This is a genomic window from Catelliglobosispora koreensis DSM 44566, assembly GCF_000379685.1.
GTDB lineage: Bacteria > Actinomycetota > Actinomycetes > Mycobacteriales > Micromonosporaceae > Catelliglobosispora > Catelliglobosispora koreensis.
Map to the genome: position 1 here is coordinate 616,035 of NZ_KB903250.1, position 16,324 is coordinate 632,358.

At 64.3% G+C, this 16,324-nt stretch carries 19 protein-coding genes and 1 pseudogene; 5 read left to right on the plus strand and 15 right to left on the minus strand.

Annotated elements, in window-relative coordinates:
• Positions 1 to 2 precede the first annotated feature (2 nt).
• The 13 genes and pseudogenes from A3E1_RS0110100 to A3E1_RS0110160 all read right to left on the minus strand — a co-directional run bounded on the left by A3E1_RS0110100 (position 3) and on the right by A3E1_RS0110160 (position 11,960).
• Positions 3 to 1,964 carry an endonuclease/exonuclease/phosphatase family protein gene (locus A3E1_RS0110100; RefSeq protein ID WP_020520642.1) on the minus strand — a complete coding sequence of 654 codons (1,962 nt, stop codon included), beginning with the start codon at positions 1,962 to 1,964 and terminating at the stop codon, positions 3 to 5.
• Positions 1,961 to 2,710 carry an EI24 domain-containing protein gene (locus tag A3E1_RS0110105; RefSeq protein ID WP_020520643.1) on the minus strand — a complete coding sequence of 250 codons (750 nt, stop codon included), beginning with the start codon at positions 2,708 to 2,710 and terminating at the stop codon, positions 1,961 to 1,963. Before A3E1_RS0110105 ends, A3E1_RS0110100 begins: the two co-directional genes overlap by 4 nt.
• A complete protein-coding gene (locus tag A3E1_RS0110110) occupies positions 2,707 to 3,609 on the minus strand; it encodes an alpha/beta fold hydrolase (RefSeq protein WP_020520644.1) in 903 nt (300 codons plus the stop codon). The genes A3E1_RS0110105 and A3E1_RS0110110 overlap by 4 nt, the downstream gene beginning before the upstream one ends.
• Positions 3,606 to 3,911 carry a DUF2516 family protein gene (locus A3E1_RS0110115; protein ID WP_020520645.1) on the minus strand — a complete coding sequence of 102 codons (306 nt, stop codon included), beginning with the start codon at positions 3,909 to 3,911 and terminating at the stop codon, positions 3,606 to 3,608. Before A3E1_RS0110115 ends, A3E1_RS0110110 begins: the two co-directional genes overlap by 4 nt.
• A gap of 79 nt (positions 3,912 to 3,990) precedes the next feature.
• On the minus strand, positions 3,991 to 4,302 hold the full coding sequence (locus A3E1_RS0110120; protein ID WP_020520646.1) for a hypothetical protein: 312 nt from the start codon (positions 4,300 to 4,302) through the stop codon (positions 3,991 to 3,993).
• Positions 4,303 to 4,312: 10 nt separating this feature from the next.
• Positions 4,313 to 4,642, minus strand: a pseudogene (locus A3E1_RS39690) (helix-turn-helix domain-containing protein); the annotation flags it as partial.
• 90 nt (positions 4,643 to 4,732) lie between these two features.
• Positions 4,733 to 5,569 (minus strand): phosphate ABC transporter ATP-binding protein PstB, encoded by an 837-nt coding sequence (gene pstB, locus A3E1_RS0110130; protein WP_051104925.1) that lies wholly within the window; start codon positions 5,567 to 5,569, stop codon positions 4,733 to 4,735.
• 8 nt (positions 5,570 to 5,577) lie between these two features.
• Positions 5,578 to 6,498 carry a phosphate ABC transporter permease PstA gene (gene pstA, locus A3E1_RS0110135; protein ID WP_020520649.1) on the minus strand — a complete coding sequence of 307 codons (921 nt, stop codon included), beginning with the start codon at positions 6,496 to 6,498 and terminating at the stop codon, positions 5,578 to 5,580.
• The gene (gene pstC / locus A3E1_RS0110140) at positions 6,495 to 7,454 is read right to left on the minus strand and encodes a phosphate ABC transporter permease subunit PstC (protein WP_020520650.1); all 960 of its coding nucleotides are present in this window, start codon (positions 7,452 to 7,454) and stop codon (positions 6,495 to 6,497) included. Before pstC ends, pstA begins: the two co-directional genes overlap by 4 nt.
• Positions 7,455 to 7,523: 69 nt before the next feature.
• On the minus strand, positions 7,524 to 8,603 hold the full coding sequence (gene pstS, locus A3E1_RS0110145) for a phosphate ABC transporter substrate-binding protein PstS (RefSeq protein ID WP_020520651.1): 1,080 nt from the start codon (positions 8,601 to 8,603) through the stop codon (positions 7,524 to 7,526).
• A gap of 167 nt (positions 8,604 to 8,770) precedes the next feature.
• A complete protein-coding gene (locus tag A3E1_RS0110150) occupies positions 8,771 to 10,237 on the minus strand; it encodes a SigE family RNA polymerase sigma factor (protein ID WP_026208282.1) in 1,467 nt (488 codons plus the stop codon).
• A 31-nt stretch (positions 10,238 to 10,268) separates the two neighbouring features.
• The gene (mshD, locus tag A3E1_RS0110155; protein WP_020520653.1) at positions 10,269 to 11,201 is read right to left on the minus strand and encodes a mycothiol synthase; all 933 of its coding nucleotides are present in this window, start codon (positions 11,199 to 11,201) and stop codon (positions 10,269 to 10,271) included.
• A 15-nt stretch (positions 11,202 to 11,216) separates the two neighbouring features.
• A complete protein-coding gene (locus A3E1_RS0110160; protein WP_020520654.1) occupies positions 11,217 to 11,960 on the minus strand; it encodes a winged helix-turn-helix transcriptional regulator in 744 nt (247 codons plus the stop codon).
• 419 nt (positions 11,961 to 12,379) lie between these two features.
• Between A3E1_RS0110160 and A3E1_RS0110165 the strand changes: the two genes are divergently transcribed.
• The 5 genes from A3E1_RS0110165 (at position 12,380) to A3E1_RS0110180 (ending at position 15,384) form a co-directional block, all read left to right on the plus strand.
• A complete protein-coding gene (locus tag A3E1_RS0110165; protein WP_020520655.1) occupies positions 12,380 to 13,210 on the plus strand; it encodes a hypothetical protein in 831 nt (276 codons plus the stop codon).
• On the plus strand, positions 13,207 to 13,911 hold the full coding sequence (locus A3E1_RS39695; RefSeq protein WP_020520656.1) for an LmeA family phospholipid-binding protein: 705 nt from the start codon (positions 13,207 to 13,209) through the stop codon (positions 13,909 to 13,911). The genes A3E1_RS0110165 and A3E1_RS39695 overlap by 4 nt, the downstream gene beginning before the upstream one ends.
• Positions 13,912 to 13,969: 58 nt before the next feature.
• Positions 13,970 to 14,047 (plus strand): Ms5788A family Cys-rich leader peptide, encoded by a 78-nt coding sequence (locus tag A3E1_RS48925; protein ID WP_322786257.1) that lies wholly within the window; start codon positions 13,970 to 13,972, stop codon positions 14,045 to 14,047.
• A gap of 150 nt (positions 14,048 to 14,197) precedes the next feature.
• Complete coding sequence (locus A3E1_RS0110175; protein ID WP_020520657.1) at positions 14,198 to 15,046, plus strand: sulfurtransferase; 849 nt, start codon at positions 14,198 to 14,200, stop codon at positions 15,044 to 15,046.
• 5 nt (positions 15,047 to 15,051) lie between these two features.
• The gene (locus A3E1_RS0110180; protein WP_026208283.1) at positions 15,052 to 15,384 is read left to right on the plus strand and encodes a DUF1416 domain-containing protein; all 333 of its coding nucleotides are present in this window, start codon (positions 15,052 to 15,054) and stop codon (positions 15,382 to 15,384) included.
• A 43-nt stretch (positions 15,385 to 15,427) separates the two neighbouring features.
• Here A3E1_RS0110180 and A3E1_RS0110185 read toward each other — a convergent pair whose 3' ends face one another.
• Both A3E1_RS0110185 and A3E1_RS0110190 read right to left on the minus strand, forming a co-directional pair.
• Complete coding sequence (locus tag A3E1_RS0110185; protein ID WP_020520659.1) at positions 15,428 to 15,898, minus strand: hypothetical protein; 471 nt, start codon at positions 15,896 to 15,898, stop codon at positions 15,428 to 15,430.
• Complete coding sequence (locus A3E1_RS0110190; protein ID WP_020520660.1) at positions 15,888 to 16,250, minus strand: DsrE family protein; 363 nt, start codon at positions 16,248 to 16,250, stop codon at positions 15,888 to 15,890. Before A3E1_RS0110190 ends, A3E1_RS0110185 begins: the two co-directional genes overlap by 11 nt.
• Positions 16,251 to 16,324: the final 74 nt, after the last annotated feature.

The window sequence follows — 16,324 nt, forward strand, 5'->3', positions numbered from 1 at the left end:
CTTTACGCGCTCGGCCAGCGCAGCGAAACGGTCGTGACGAGCGGAAGGTGATCTGAGGCGGTCACCTTGCTCAGCACCTCAAACTGCGAGAAGACCACCTTGGGGGTGCCGAAAATCCAGTCCACGCGGTTGGTCGCGGGGGCGCCCGGCGAGGTCCAAACCGGAGGGTACCCAGCCGCGTCCTGCGCCGAGAACATGCCGCCCCTGGCGAACGCCAGCGGTTCGCTCCAGGTCGGCCAGAAGTTCAGGTCACCGGCCACCACGTCGGGCTCTTGCGTCAGCACCGTTTCGATCTGATCGAGGCGGGTCGGGGTGTTCTGCTTCTTGTGCGTCAAGTGTGTGGTCAGCAAGTCCACGCCACCAACGGTCGCCTTGAGATAGGAACGCATCATCGGGCCCTGCCCGAAGGGCAACTGTCCTGTTTGGACATTCGTCACCGGGATGCGGCTCAGCAGCAGATTGCCGAACTGGCCGTCAGCGGCCGGCCCCCAGTGGAACGTCATGCCCAGGTCACGGGCGAGGTATTCAGCGACGTCGACGCCGCCACCGATGGTCCAGCCGCGGCTAACCTCTTGCAGCACAACAACATCGGGGTCAGCGGCTCTGATGGCGTCAGCGAGCTGTTGCGGGTTGACCGTCCCGCTGGCGTCGTCGCGGCCGTATTTGATGTTCCAGGACATGAGCCGGAAACCGTTGGCTTCTGGCTGTTTCGCCCGGCTGTCCGGTGCCGTGGCCCAAACCGCCGCAGGCACGAGCATGGAGAAAGCCACCAGAATCAGCAAACTCCCTTGAGCGGTCGCCATCATGATCTTGCGCACGCGGCCCGTCCCGCTGCTCTGCAACGGACCGGCATTGCCCGTCTTGCCGCTGATCGGGCCGGTCATCGTGCCCCTCGCCGCGGCCAGCGGACCATCGCTGGCCGGCCGTCCGGTGAGCGAACTGCCTGACAGCGGTCCCTTGGGCTCGGTCCTCGCGGCTGGCTTCGCCTTCAGCTGCCTTGCGTGGAGCGTTTTGTACGCCTTGCTGGACACGGCAGCCAGGCCCAGAATCGCGGCCGTGCCAAGGATCAGCAGCCGGTTGTCGAACGGCAGCGGCATGTCGTAGTTCAGCTGGAAGAGCAGCACGGGCAGCACCCATACCAGCCCATAGACCCACGTTCCGCGATTACTCTGCTTCGCCAAAGCTGACCGCAACGCGAGCGCCGCACCGGCTTGGGCCAGCACGAGTCCGCCGAGGACAATCGCCGTTTCGATGCTCCACCACGCCGCCGCGACGCCAGCCAACAGCATCAGCAAGCCCGCCCAGCCCGGGATGCCGGGTCTTCTGCTCAGCTCAGCTGACACCGCTAGCCCGGCGAGCATGACCGGGATCACCCAGCCGAGCGCCAGCCCCGACTGTGAGGCCGCGAAAGACGGGCTGCCGATGGTGGTTGTCCACAGGGCTAGATAACAGCCCAGCACCCAAATGCGGCCGTTAACGGGCGCGTCTGGGTCAGGGGGTGGAGACGAGAGAGCCAGCCAAGCGGCGACGGCAAACAAAGCCACCATCGGCAGGCCCCACCAGAAGGTCCAAATCGGATCCCAGGTCACCGTCATCGAACGGATCACCAAGTCGAGCACGCCGCCAGCCAGCAGGCCGGTCACCGCGCCACTGCCAGCCCGGCGCACGGCGACCGCTAGCGCGATCATGCCTAGTACGGCACCGGCGCCGACGATGGCGATGTTGGGCACGAACTGGGCCACCGCTCTGGCCAGGAAAAGGAACACCACGATCACCGGTGCCGAAAGCCGCCGCAGCGTGCCCAGCACCGCACCCGGCAGCACGAAAAGTCCAATCGCGACGCCCGCGGCGGGAATGATGCCGATGCCGCCCGCCACCGCATCGAGCAACGGCCCGGCAGCCCGCAACAACTCAACCGTGCCAGCGAACAGAAGCGCGACAAGGGCTAGGGGTTTGCCGCTCATCGCGTGTTCAGCCCGAACACCTGCCGGGTTAGCAGCGCTCCCCCGGCCACCGCGGCCGGCATGATGAGCACCGCTCCCAGCGGAATCAGAAAGCAGGCGAAAACCGCGACACCAAAGCCGACCGACATAGCTTTGTTCTGCCGCAACAACTTTCGGCGGTCGGTCAGGCGCAGGCCACGACGCTGGAACGGGATGCCAACGAGTTCCTGCGTGAGGAACCAGCCACCGATGAAGGCGGCCACGACAGGAATGACCGTCTGGCCCACCACCGGGATCAAGCCGAGGAAGAACAACGGAATGCTGATGAGCAACGTGACCATCACCAGCCGCAAGGAGTCCCCGAGACTGCGGCGCAGCGACTTGTGCCACGACACCTCAACCTCGTTAGGCACACCGCCGAGCTCGTTTTCCACCGACTCCGCGATCGCCTCATAGAACGGATCGCCAATGAGCAGCGTGATGCCGGTGAAACTCACAATCGCCAGCAACCCGGAAACCCCGATGATGGCCGCCCCGGCCGCGAGCCGGACCGCCACGCGCAGATCTTCATTCCAGTCCTGGGCGAACCAGTTCGTGGACAGCTCAGACAGCGAGTCGATGTTGTAGAACAGCGCGATAAACGCACCGACGAACAGAGCCAGGCTGATCACCGCGGGGATGAAGCCGAGCAGCAACAGCTTGGGGCGGCGGGCTACCGCTTTGATCCCGCGAAACAGGAAACCTATGCCCGCAAAGAAATTCCTCATTGATTGAGAAAGGTACTCACGCGCTCGCGGAGGTCAAGTCGTTCGTGCCACAAGACCGATGGGCGGTTGTAGATGTGCAGGCTGGCGTGCGGAAGCACTTCGGCCAACTCCATCGCCACCGAACTCGGGTGCAGCTCGTCGCCGATGCAGCCGATCACGAGCGCCTTGGCGGTCACGTCGCGCAGCAGATTGGCACTAGGCACCGCGATCTGGTCCGGCAGGCTGAGCAGACCCTCGCTGAGCCCGCTGTTCATGAGATTGCTGATTCGCTGGCGCACATAGGCCCAGCCGCCGCTGCCGTGCCGCAACGTTGGCGGGATCTCCTCGACCACCGCGTTGGCCACGGCCGCCACATCGCCGCTGCCGATCGCGTCGAGCAAAGCGGACAGTCGCGCCCTCGCGGCTGCGGGACGCGGTTTGTCGAGCACAGCGGGAAGAAAGAAAACGACCTTCTCGAACCGGTCGGGAGTCTCGGCAAGCAGGCGGCACAACGCCCCGGCACCGAGGCTGACCCCCAGCGCACGCGTCGCCCCAGCCTGATCGGCGATGGCCCGCAAATCCCGGGCCAAGTCGCCGTAATCCCAGCCCCCCTCGGGGGAATCGCTGTCGCCGTGTCCCCGGAACTGAAAGAACACCCGTTTGCCGGCCACTCCACTGGCCAGTGGACGGGTCTCGGCGATCCCGTGACCCAGACCGTGCGCGAAGACCGTCACCGGCTGACCCACGCCCGTCACAAGCCGCTCCAGGCGAACCCCGTGCGACGTGGTCACGATCTCGGTGGGAAGACTCGGCGGGGCGGGCCGTCCTGTGGCCGGAGCCGAGTTACGCGGCTTGCCGTACCGGCGGGGAAACCCGTCCGGCGGCGGTGGCCAGCGCAGATCCGGGGTGCCGCCGTTCACCAGTGCCCCTCGGACACATCCTTCAATCCACGCCTGGTCTCTAGCAGGTAGTAGGCGGCCGCACCGATGCCGATGAAGAAGTAGAACCGCCCGAAGAAGATCACGAGCGGGGTGCCGATGAGCAGACCGCCCAGCAGAAGCAACCAGTGGTTCTTCTGGAAACCGCCGAGCGCGGCGAACTTATCCGGGCGTTGCGTCAGCACATGGATGATCGCCCAGAGCATCAAGACCAGGTAGACCGCGATGATCCCCCAGTTGAGGAAGGTCAAGACTGATCCATAGAACAACGGCGCGGCGAGCATGTATCACAGCTTAAGGCGCACCGGGCGGGAGATCCCCAGCCGGTGCGCCTTGAATTTTGTCTATCCGAAAGTCGCGCTGTTAGGCAGCGGCGGTGGTCTTCTTACGCGGAGCGGCCTTCTTGGCGGCAGCCTCGGGCTCCTGCGGCTTCGGGGCCGGGGGAACGTCACCCTTGGAAGCGAAAGCACGCTCGCCACGGGTCACCAGCGTCGTGAAGACCTCTTCGGCCTTGGCCGTCGCGACCGCGGTGCCGGCGATGACCTGCTCGCGGACCTTAGCCGTGTCGATGGTGGCGGCCTTGTCGCTCAGCTTACGCAGCTGCTCGACGACGATGTCGCCAACGCCAGCGGCGGCGTAAACGGCCTTCGGGTACTTCGTCTTGGTCTCAGTCATTGTCTTTCTCCCTGCTGTTTTCGCGCACGAACGTTTCGTAGATCTGTGTCAATGACTGCTTCTGCGCGACTGTGAGAAGAGGGTCGCCAGCGATGGCCACCAGCGTCCCTTCACCGTCATCAGAGCCGAGCAGTCCCGCCTTGAGGTACATGGCCGGGGTGGACACCCGCAGCGCGGCGGCGATGGAAGCGAGCACCTCGGCAGAGGGCTTGCGCAGCCCACGCTCGATCTGGCTCAGATAGGGATTGCTGATGTTGGCCTGCTCAGCCAGCTGACGCAGGGAGATGCGGGCGTTTTCCCGCAAACCCTTGATAAAAGCGCCGATGTCTGAGCTCTGCATGCGCTCAAGGCTAATTCGGAGCGCTAACAAGTGCTAGCTGTAGCAAGCATGACGCTTGCCACAGCTAGCACCGCTGATCATGGGCCTGGCTCAGCCGAAGCGGCCGGTGATGTAGTCCTCGGTGCGCTTGTCGGACGGGTTGGTGAAGATGCGGCCGGTGTCGTTGAACTCCACCAGGCGGCCGTGGCGTACCTGCTGCTCGTCCACCTCCGCGGTAAAGAACGCGGTGTAGTGGCTGACCCGGGCCGCCTGCTGCATGTTGTGCGTAACGATGACGATCGTGAACTTGCGGCTCAGCTCGTGCATCAGGTCTTCGATCTTGCCAGTCGCGATCGGGTCCAAAGCGGAGCAAGGCTCGTCCATGAGGATCACCTCAGGCTCCACCGCGATCGCGCGCGCGATGCAAAGCCGCTGCTGCTGACCGCCGGAAAGTGACAGGCCACTGGACTTCAGCTTGTCCTTGACCTCGTCCCACAGAGCCGCGTCGCGCAGCGCCTTCTCCACCCGGCCGGGGATGTTGTCCCGGATACCGTTGATCTTCAGGCCGTAGGCGACGTTGTCGAAAATGGACTTCGGGAACGGGTTCGGCTTCTGGAACACCATGCCAATGCGGCGGCGCACCTGGATCGGGTCGACGTCGGGCGCGTAGAGGTCCTCGCCGTGGAAGCTGATCTTTCCGGCGACCTTGGCACCGGGGATCAGATCGTTCATGCGGTTCAGCGAACGCAGCACCGTGCTCTTGCCGCAGCCCGAAGGCCCGATCATCGCGGTGATCTGGTGCTCGCGAACCGGCATGGTGGTGCCGCGAACAGCCTCGTAACCGCCGTAGAAGACGCTCACATTCTCAAGCTGCATAACGGGTTTTGCTGAGGCAGTTGGCATAGTTGGCACTGCTCCAGGGATCAGAGGAGTAATCGTTGTAGTCATAGCGCACCTCAGCGGTTCTTGATGGCGAATCGGCTAGCGACGACGCGTGCGGCGATAGTGAAAACGAGCACGATGATCATTAGCGTCAGGGCGGCGCCCCACGCCCGCTCGACTGCGGGAGCGAAGGGCAGTGCCGCATTAACGAAGATCTGCGCAGGCAATGCGGTCTGCTCAACCATCGGATCCCAGCTGATCCCGTAGGCGATGCCCGCGCACACGACAATCGGTGTCGTCTCGCCCGCAGCACGCGCGATCGCCAGCATCACCCCGGACGTTATCCCTGAGATGGCGGCAGGCAGCACGACAGAAAGCGTTGTCTTCCATCGGCGCGATCCGAGCGCGGCGCTGGCCTGGCGTAGCTCATCAGGCACCAGCTTGAGCATCTCTTCCGAGCTCCGCAGAACCACTGGGAGCATCAACGCCGCCAGCGCGAGCGATGCTGCCAGGCCGGTCTTCTCGCGCATAGTCAGCACGACGGCGATATAGATGAAGAGCGCCATCACGATCGACGGGACACCCGTCATGACATCAGCCATGACCCGGATGAACCGGGCGAGCGCGTTGTTGCGGCCATATTCGTTGAGGTAGATCGCCCCGAGGAGACCAAGGGGGATCGCGATGAGTGACGCGATGCCGGTAATCAAGAGTGTGCCCGCCACGGCTGGGCCCATGCCACCGCCAGTTCGGCGTGGTGAGGCCACGATGTCCTCAGTCAAGAAGTCCCAGCTCAGCAGGCCGGCACCCTTCTGAATGACATAGAAAATCACCAAGATTAGGGGAACGATCGCGACCAATAGCGAGATCGACATCAGGACCTTGCTAAGGATGTCCATCGCACGGCGGCGCAACGGAAGCGCTCCCCGGCGCAGACTAGCCCGCGTGACAGCAGCATGCCCGTTTGTTGCGACGGCGCTTTGCATCGTCGTCATGCCACGGCCCCCTTCATACGGATCTCGGCGCGCCGCACGACCACCTGGGCAAGCAGGTTGATCGCGATAGTCAAGACAAATAGCACTACGCCCATGCCAATAAGTGCAGCGGTGAACTCGCCGCTCGACTCACCAAACAGGTTCACGATCGCCGCAGGAATGGTGTAGCCCGGGGCGAAAAGGTTTGGAGTGACCTGAATCGCCGCGCCGATGACGAGCGCAACCGCGACGGTCTCACCCATCGCTCGGCCCAGACCGAGCATCACCGCCCCGACGATGCCACCGAAGCTGTGCGGTAACACAGCGCCACGGATCATCTCCCATTTGGTGGCTCCGAGTGCCCAAGCCGCTTGCTTATCCGCGGCGGGCACCGTATCGAAAACCTCTCGAGTGATCGACGTGATGATAGGGATGATCATGACCGCAAGGATCAGTCCCGCTGTCATGAAGTTCAGGCCGGTCACTGAGCCGAACAGGGCGCCGATGACTGGAATGCCACCCAGCGTGTCATGTAGCCACTCATACAAAGGCTTCGTCCAGGATGAGAAAACATAAAGTCCCCAGAGCCCGAACACGACCGAAGGCACCGAAGCGAGTAGATCGATAAGCGTTACAACAACAGCCTTAACGCGACGATGCGCCAACTCGGTCAGGAACAAGGCGATACCGATCGAGACTGGCACCGCGAAAAGGACCGCGATCAGCGACACCACAACGGTGCCGAACATGAACGCCAGGATCCCGTATTTCCCAACGTTTGGATCCCACCCTGTGCTGGTAAAGAATCCGTTCGCGCCTGCGTTTGAAAGGGCAGGCCACGATTGCTGGATGGTGCTCACCAGGATCGCGGCAAGGATGCCCAGGACCGCGACACCTGCCGTAACGCACAACAGCCAGAAGGCCCGGTCGTTTATGCGGCCGCGGTCCTTCTGGGTCAGTGTCCTCGACTGTGTCATTAACCTATCTCTGTCCTACGTGGAGCGTGGAGACGGCGAACCGCCTCCACGCGTCGCGTAAATCTACTGTCAGCTGATCTTGTCGAGCTGGGCCAGAGCCTTCGCCTTGAGTGAGTCGGGCAGCGGGGCGAAGTCAACTTCCTTGGCTAGAGCTGAGCCATCGGTCAGGAGATACTTAATGAACTCCTTGACCAGCTTGGCCTTGGCCGGGTCGTCGTACTTCTGCTTCACGAGGATGAAGGTTGGAGCCGCGATCGGGTAGGAGGCGTCACCTGCGGCGTTGAGCGGGTTGTAGGTCAGGTCTTCCTTAACCTCCGCGCCGGCCAGGGCTGCGGTGGTGCCTTCGAGTGACGGCAGCACATACTTGCCGTTCTTGTTCTTGATCGCAGCGAAGGCCAGTCCGGACGACTTGGCGTCGGACAGGTCCACATAGCCGATCGTGCCGTCAGTCTGCTTGATGGCGGTGGCAACACCGGTGTTCTGCGGGCCGCCAATAGTGTCGGCTGGCCACGGCACTGTGTCACCGCTGCCAAGCTTCCACGCCGGGCTGGCGGCGACCAGATACTTGGTGAAGTTGCTCGTCGTGCCCGATGCGTCTGAGCGGTGGGCCACCGTGATCGCGGTGGCGGGCAACGTGACCCCTGGGTTGTCAGCGGCGATCGCCGGGTCATTCCAGGTCTTGATGTCGCGCTGGAAGATCTTCGCGATGGTGTCCGCGCTCAATTGCAGCTTGTCGACACCCTTGAGGTTGTAAGAAACCGTGATCGGGGCGGCGACAGTCGGGATATAGAAGAAAGGAAGCTTAGTCTTGTCAACCTCGGTGTCTTTAACCAGGCTGTCGGTGCCGGCGAAATCGTTGAGCCCGCTAGCGAACTCCTTCTTGCCGGTGCCTGAGCCCACCGAGTTATAGGTGATCTTGAGATTCGGCGCCAGTGTCTTAGCTTCGGCTATGACTTCCTGGTAAAACGCTGAAGGAAAGCTCGCGCCGGAGGCCTTGATTTCACCAGAGAGTGTGGCGAGACCACTGGCTGCGCCGGACGTTGGCGTGTTGCTGGGTGTGTCGGTGCCACAACCGGCCAGGGCGATCGCGGCCGCTGCAGCGAGCGCGATACCGGCGACGCCGCGCCGCGAAAGCACGTTTCGGTTCACAGGAGGGATGCCTTCCTAGAAGGGGTGACTGGCCTTATGGCCTGACAAACCCGAGGTTGCCCCTCGTAGGTGGCCGGTTCTTCCGTCTCAAGTGAACGCAAGGTGAACAACATCGGTTCGCGCGATGTCAGTCACGACAGCAGCGCGTGGCCAAAAGGTGAATAAGGTCACCCTGCGCTGGTCAGGTCCGGCAACGAAAGAATGCCGTCACTGTTCACCCGCGACACCACCACGAGGGTCCCCTGCACCACGTCCCAGCTGGCAATCTGTTGCTGCCGACCGGAAACTAGGCCGAGTAGCGCACGGGTCCCGTCCAGCCAGCCGAGCACCCTCAGGCTGACCGGCCGGCCAATGACTAGCGCGCGGACGAGCTGACCGTCCAAACGTGCGGCGATGGCGACCCCGGTGGCACCGTTCAGGCTGGGAACCGCCGCCGGAGCACAGGCCCGTACCGCGAAACCGTTGCCAGACACGAAACCCTGACCGCGCCACGGTCCGACCAGGTCACCTATCGGGCCACGCAACTGCTGGTTCACCGGCGTGAGTGCCGTGCTCACCGCGCTCGTCGCCCAGCGCTGGGCCCGTGCCGGAGCCGTGACCGGCTCACCCACCGAGAGCAGTTGGGACAACCGCGCGAACGGCTGGGCCGGTGCTCCGGGCGGATTCTGGGGCAGCAGAACATCTTCGGGCCCGACCGGGATCGCGACATTAGCTCCGGAGACGACATCAATCATCTGGTCCTTGGCGAGGATCAAGTGCTGTGACGTCAGCCAAACCGGCCGGTTAGACGGCCGCGCGGGCGGATAGGCCTTGGACTGGCCCGTGCGCAGGTCGACGACAACGGTCGAATTGCTGGTGCCGAAGGCGGCGTAGTGGCCATCGGGCGACAGTGAGCCCGTGTGCAGCCACATCGCCCCGAACTCGGGCGCGTTGTCCACCCGGCGCCAGACCATATCCGTGCCCAGCACATAGATCGGGCTCGTGTCAGTGCGCGCCGAGGTGAGCATCGCGAGCGCCCGCATCACGGGCAGCGCGGTCAACGCGGCGACGTTGCTCCCGGGCACGGTCAGTTCTTCTGGCAGTCCAGGGATCGCCTCGCCGGCACTCACGGCGGCGGGCAAACGGTCTGCCCCGGTTGGCAGCGTGCTCGAAACGGGCTCCGGCTCACTGGACGCTTCGGGCTCGCGATCGCGCCCTTGGCACAGCGCCAGCACACCGGCCGTGCCTGCGGCGATGGCGGCCAGGATCCACCGGCGTTTGATCGTGCGGCGAGCGCCGCCCCAGATGACTTCGGCTTCATCGCTGGTACGCATGCGCGGTAAAGCGGTCGCCCGGCGCCTGATCCCGGTCCCGTCGAGCCTCAGCTCCGTTTGCGGGAAAGCCAGCTCCTCGGCCTCCTGGCGAAACAGCCGCAGGAGGTAGGCGTCGGCCGACGCCGTGGGCTCCAGCCCGCGTTTGACATCAGCTCTCGTCAGCCGGGACCACCGCAGGGCCACCAAACCCAGCATTTCGCGGGCTAACCGTTCCGCTTGTGCTTCCTGACCGGTCAACCGCAAAGCCGCACCCTCGAGCGCGGGCAGCCGTCGCTCTACATAGGACACAAAGTCCGGTGGTACCGCAGGGGTATCGGTCATGCACTGATAGTGACGCTCATCACTGGTGGCATCAATACTGTGCGCGGACGAAAAGAACGTCAGTTGACCATCGCGAGAAGCCCATAGAGGTGTAAAGCGAGCGTGCGGCCACATTGGACTCATCGACATAGAGCATGACCTGATCCAGGCATCGGCTGCGCAAATAGCGCAGACCGGCCGCTGTCAGAGCTTTACCCAACCCGAGACCATGCGCCGACGGATCGACACCAAGCACATAAACCTCGCCGATCGGGTCATGGTGGTGCTCGCCGTCGAGGGTGCCGTGCACCTTCGTCCAGTGGAAGCCAACCAGCTCACTCGCGCGTTCCGCCAGGAGGAAGCCCTGCGGGTCAAACCACGGCTCCTTCATGCGCAGCAGCAGGTCACGCAGCTCCCACTTGCCCTGTTCCGGGTGGTCCTTGAAGGCACGCGAGTTGACCCGAAGCCAGGCTTCCTCGTCTTGACCGGGAACGAACGGCCGCAGCGTCACGCCGTCCTTGAGCACGGGCTCCGGCACGTCGGCGAATAGCGAGCGGCGCATCTGCCACAGCACCCGGCTGCGGCTAAAACCCAGTCCCAGAGCCAAAGCACTGGCCGAGGGGTGATCGCCGTGCGCCCACAGCCGCAGCCGGCCCGCCGGGTCAGCCTCGGTGGCCACCTGCACGGCGGCCTTGACCAGGCTGCGGCCCAGCCCGTGGCGCCGGTGCTGGGGATGGACAACCAGTTCCGCCGAGGGCCCGTCAACCGGGTCGGTCACGTCCACATGCGCATAGCCCACGAGCTGACCGTCATCGCGCACCACGAGGTGCACCGACGGCTCGTCGCCGCCGTGGCGCAGGTGGAGGACGACGTGTTCAGACAAGGGAAAGGCGCCGTCAGTGTCACTGGCGGCGCCTGCGAGCTCCAATATGGACTGAACCTCAGCCGGGGTAAGCCGGTCAAAACGCTCAGCGGTGACAATCACTCTCTAACTGTATCGTCAGGCGAGCGCTTCGAGGGAGTCGGGAAACCTGGCCTCAAGCATCCCCGAATCACGGTCGGCTAGCTGGCGTGACGACGGCACGACGAACTTGTAACCCACCTGGCGCACAGTGCCAATCATCGATTCGTACTCCGAACCGAGCTTGGCGCGCAGCCGCCGCACGTGCACGTCAACCGTGCGGGTGCCGCCGAAGTAGTCATAGCCCCAGACCTCACGCAGCAGCTGGTCGCGCGTGAACACGCGGCCCGGGTGCTGCGCCAGGAACTTGAGCAGCTCAAACTCCTTGTAGGTCAAGTCGAGTGGGCGTCCCTTTAGCTTGGCCGCATAGGTGTCGGGGTCGATCGTCAGCTCGCCGGCCCGGATGAGACCACCCGCGGCCGCGGTGGCGGAATTAAGCCGGCCGACCGCCATGCGCAGGCGGGCTTCCACCTCAGCGGGCCCGGCGCCAGCCAGGATCACGTCATCGACGCCCCAGTCGGCGTTGATCGCCACGAGACCGGCCTCGGTCACGATGGCGATCAGCGGCACGCCAATGCCGGTGGCGTTAAGCATGCGGCAGGTCGAGCGGGCTTCGGAAAGTTCGGTGCGCGCGTCGACAAGAACGGCGTCGGGGCTCGGAGCGGACACGAGAGTGCGCACATCACGCGGCGCGGTGCGGACCGTGTGGGGCAGGAGGTCTAGCGAGGGAAGAACGGCTGACGGCTCGCCAGCCCGGCCACTGACCAATAACAGGATCTCCACAGATGGCCTCCGTCCGTGGGCAGGTTATTTCCTCGTCCGCCCAATGGATGCTCGGAGATGTCGGGCCTTCGGCCCGCCACACCGCGACCACCCACAAGGCGCCGGCCACGTTGACGGTTAATGCAAGAGCATAACCCAGTTCAGCCTAATTAATAGAGCACAACTGGCTAACCGCGTCACATGAATGGCAGGATCGGTTCGTGTTCGGCTCTTCCCCTCCCGGCGGCGCACCCAGAAGCGGGCGCAGGTCCACTTCACCCTTCGCACCCGGTGCGGGCGCGAAGCCCGCTCCCCCTGCCCCCTCGGTTCGGGATCTGCCTCCCGCACCTAAAACCGCACGTGAGCGCCCGCCACGGCGTGGCGGGCGCGCGCCCGAGCCCTCGCCTGAGGAGCTCGAGGAGGAGATTCCTTTCGTCCCGGTGCGGCGGCTGCTGGCGCTGACGATTGGCGGCTTCGCCGCGCTGCTCGGTGTGGGCCTCATCATGGGCGCTCAGACCTCCGGTGTGGCACAGCGCCTGCCGTTTGCCATCGTCGTGTTCGGGGCACAGGTGCTCTATGTCCTCGCGACCTCCATGGCCCTGCGCCCGCCCAACGGGAAGCTTGTGGCCGCGGTCGCGATCGCTTGCGCGGTCGCGGGGGCTTATTTCGCCACCGAGTCGGCGACTGGCATCGCGGGTCTTACCCGCATCGCGCTGGTCTCCGCCGCAGGCTTTGGTGTCGGCGCGCTGGGCCAGCTCATGTGGCGTGAGGGCCGGGTTCGCATCAGCGAGTCGTTCGGCGCCACTGCCGTCGTGGTCTTGGGCACAGCCGCCTATTCGGTCTTCCTCGTGCTCGTGCGCTACCCGCTGGGAGGGCAGACCATCGTGATCTGCCTGTCCGGTGCCGCGGTGGCGCTGAGCGTGGCGCGTTTCGCCGACACGGTCATTCCCCTGCCCCGCATGGCACCACAAGTCCCGCGTGGTGCCGTTGGCGTGGTGCTGGGCGCCATGCTTGGCACGCTCACCACGACTTACATCGGCAGCTACCTGGCTGGCTATAAGCCGGAGAATGCCGCTCTCGTCGGCGGGCTAGCCGCGATCGTGGCCATCGCCGTCGACCTCACCATTGGCTTCGCCGAGGCTGGCCGCGAGCTCGAGGGCGACCCGCCCACGATGTGGCTCGCAAGGCACATGCAAGGTCCGCTGGCCGGGTTCGCCATCGTGGCACCGGTCGCCTACCTCCTCAACGCCTGGATGTGGACGGGTTCATGAGAAAACTCCTGGTCACCGTCGGTGTCCTGGTCATCGTCGTGGGCGTAGCCCTGGGCATCGGTGACCGTCTAGCCGCCAGTTATGCCGAGGAGCAAATCGCCAAGCAGGTGTCGGCCAACCTCGCTTCGCGCAATATCACCGCCGCTCCGCCAGACGTCGAGATCGTTGGAATACCCTTTCTGACGCAGGTGATGGCGGGCAACTACGACGAGATCGTGCTGAACCTGCGGGATCTGCGCGGCGGTGTGCTGCCGTTGCCGGTGCTGGAGGTGCACGCCTACGACGTGCGCGCGTCACTGGATGGGCTGCGCGACGGCACGGAGAAGCCGGTCGCCACGAGGATGACCGGCACCGGGACCCTGTCCTATGCGGACTTGGCGAAAGCCAGTGGGCTCAAGGACGTTTCGCTCGGCGGCGATGGCGAGCTGCTTCAGGTCAGCGGCATGGTCCCGCTAGCGGGTGAAGTTAAGGGGTCCGCTCGGGTGACCGTGGTCAGTGGTCAGGTGCACCTGGAAGTGATGTCGCTGTCAGCAAGTAATCTGACCGCGCAGGCAAACAAGATCGTCAATGACTATCGCAGTCTGCTGAATCGCAGTTTCGCCCTTCCCCCGCTGCCGTTTGGGCTCAAGCTCGAAAACGTCCGGCCGACACCGGGTGGCGTGATCGCCGAGGTCTCGGCGACCGAAGTCGAACTCGGCTAGTCCCGGATGATGGACGACACATTCCCGAAATCGCCAATTCGCTGATATGGTCTGCGTCATGAGTCCGCTGCTTACCAAGCGGCGCGCGGTCGACCTGTGCCGCGTGGCCACCTGCCTGTGTTGCCCCGTCATCTGACGGCGGCCCAATAAAGCGCGCACTCTTTCCAGCTTTCTCACCGTTGAGCTAAAGCCGCCGTCGCATACACATCCCACTGTGGATCTGTGTGCGACTTCTTGTCGTACATGGATCCTCCCCAAGCAGACATCAATCTAGGGAGAATCATCCATGAGCCGCGACTCAGCCCTCGTCTCAGCCGACTGGGCCGAAAAGAACCTCAACACGCCAGGAGTCGTGTTCGTCGAGGTCGACGAGGACACCACCGCTTACGACGGCGGCCACATCGCCGGTGCGGTCAAAATCGACTGGCGCCAGGACCTTCAAGACCCGGTACGCCGGGATTTCGTTAACAAGGCGCAATTCGAAGCGCTCCTGTCCAGCCGGGGCATCAGCAACGACGACACGGTTGTCCTCTATGGAGGAAACAACAACTGGTTCGCCGCCTACGCGTACTGGTACTTCAAGCTTTACGGCCACGGCGACATCAAGCTCCTCGACGGTGGCCGCAAGAAGTGGGAGCTCGACGCCCGTCCGCTGGTGAAGGACGCCGTTTCCCGGCCCGCGACGCAATACACCGCCAAGGAGCAGGACCTGTCCATCCGCGCGTTCCGTGACGACGCGGTGAAGGCGATCGGCGTGCAGAACCTGATCGACGTCCGTTCCCCCGATGAATACGCGGGACGCCTCCTCGCCCCCGCTCACCTCCCCCAGGAGCAGGCGCAGCGCGCCGGTCACATCCCGACCGCGCTGAGCGTTCCGTGGTCCAAGGCCGCCAACGAAGACGGCACGTTCAAGTCCGATGAGGAGCTCGCCAAGCTTTACGGCGAGGCCGGTCTCGACGACAGCAAGGACACGATCGCGTACTGCCGCATCGGCGAGCGCTCTTCGCACACCTGGTTTGTGCTGCAGGAGATTCTCGGCAAGAAGAACGTGAAGAACTACGACGGATCCTGGACCGAATACGGCTCGCTAGTTGGCGTGCCGGTGGCTTTGGGCGACGAGCCCGGAAAGGCGTGATTTCCATGACCACACCTGCTGCTACCGCCGCCGCCGGTTGCGCGGCCCCCGATCAGGCCGCCCCGCTGCCGCTGAGCGTTGACCTGGAGAAGGAAACCGTCATCACCGGCATCGTGCAGGCCGAAGGCGGAGACCCGGTTGCCGGTGCCTACGTGCGCCTGCTTGACCGCAGCGGTGAGTTCACCGCCGAGGTCGTCACGTCACCGGCCGGTCAGTTCCGCTTCTTCGCCGCTCCTGGCACCTGGACCTTGCGTGCCCTGTCGCGCTTTGGCAACGGAGACGCTCAGGTTACGGCTGACCGTGGGGTCAACCAACTGGCCGTCATCGTCAGTAACTAAACCCATCTCCCAGCGAATAGGGCGCGTCCCACGTGGACGGGCCCTATTCGTTTGGGCGGCAACCGGTTTTGAGTTCGACGGTCAGTTTTCCGGGCTCGGTGATTTCGCCCCGGACGACGATGAAGTTGCTCGCGTCGTAGAAGAATCCGGTTGGGATGCCGTCGCCGGGCTGCAACACGGAACCTTTCAAGGCGCCGTGCAGGGAACGCAAAGTCGCCGCCTCCATCCCGGTTAGACCCGTCACGGTGAGGGTCCGCACGGCGGAAGTGCCACTGCGCACTGGCGTTAGCGAGCACGTGCTCTCGGAGTACCCACTGTCTTGGAAAAACGCCTCGGTCGGGACAGTGGCGCGGATCTGGCCCACGACGGTCTCGGTCGTTTCTTTGGCCGAGGCGAGGGGCGACTGATCACGCACGGTCGGCGGGCTGCTGAACGCGGACCACGCGCCGAGGCCGAGCAGCAGCAGTCCCCAGGCGGCACCGATGACCCACCACAGTTTCGCGTTAGTAGACAAGGGCTTGCGCTCCTTCGGCCAGGCACTCCTCGACGAAGACGGCCGCCCCGGCGATCCGGATGCCCTCGATGACGTCATCTCCAGCCAGGCCGCGGCGGGCGGCGCACTGTGTGCACAGGGTGATCGTGCCCCCGGCGAGCACCGCGGCGAGAAGATCCTTGAGCGGTGCCGAGTGCGGCAGGTCGAACGAATCCGCCCGGCCTGGCAGGGCGAACCAGGACGCCTCGCCGGTTAGCCAAAGCGAAACGGGCGCGCCGGCCGCGAGCGCGGTCGCGGCTACGGTGAAGGCCTGTGCGCAGCGTTCGGGCGCGTCGGCTCCCGCCGTCACCTTGACAACAAGACTGGTACTCATGCCGAAACTCCAAAGAGAGCGGAGTTTCGGCATGAGGCACCAACGAAGGCTGCAATATTGATTCGCTCGACAAG